Genomic DNA, 496 nt, shown 5'->3' with positions numbered 1-496 from the left:
GGTGCCGCCGACCTCGGTGCTGCCTTCCGCCTGTTCGACGGGGATCGGCCCGCCGGTGATCATCGACTCGGCCACGAAGCTGCGGCCCTCGGCCACTTCACCATCGACCGGCACGCGCTCGCCGGGGCGCACTTCCACGATGTCGCCCTGCGCCACGTCGTCGATCGGGATGTCCACGATGCGGCCGTCGCGCAGCACGTGCGCCTCCTTGGCCTGCAGGCCGATCAGGCGCTTGATGGCCTCGGAGGTGCGGCCCTTGGCCCGTGCCTCAAGAAAGCGGCCCAGCAGGATCAGCGCCACGATGACGGCTGCCGCCTCGTAGTACACGTTCACCGTGCCGGCCGGCAGCAGACTGGGCGCGAACGTGGCGACCATCGAATAACCGAAGGCCGCGGCCGTGCCGACCGCGACCAGCGAGTTCATGTCGGGACCCAGGCGGAACAGCGCCGGGAAGCCCCTCTCATAGAAGCGCCAGCCCGGAATGGCGAGCACCAGC

1 pseudogene is annotated in these 496 nt (G+C 70.0%); it reads right to left on the bottom strand.

Annotation, left to right across the window (positions count from 1 at the left end):
• Positions 1 to 496 (bottom strand): annotated as a pseudogene (locus KVS69_RS18715) (heavy metal translocating P-type ATPase); the annotation flags it as partial.

The sequence above is a fragment of the Stenotrophomonas sp. GbtcB23 genome, from assembly GCF_019091045.1.
Lineage (GTDB): Bacteria > Pseudomonadota > Gammaproteobacteria > Xanthomonadales > Xanthomonadaceae > Stenotrophomonas > Stenotrophomonas rhizophila_A.
Note: the sequence above shows the minus strand (reverse complement) of the source record. Positions and strands in the feature narration are given on the sequence as shown.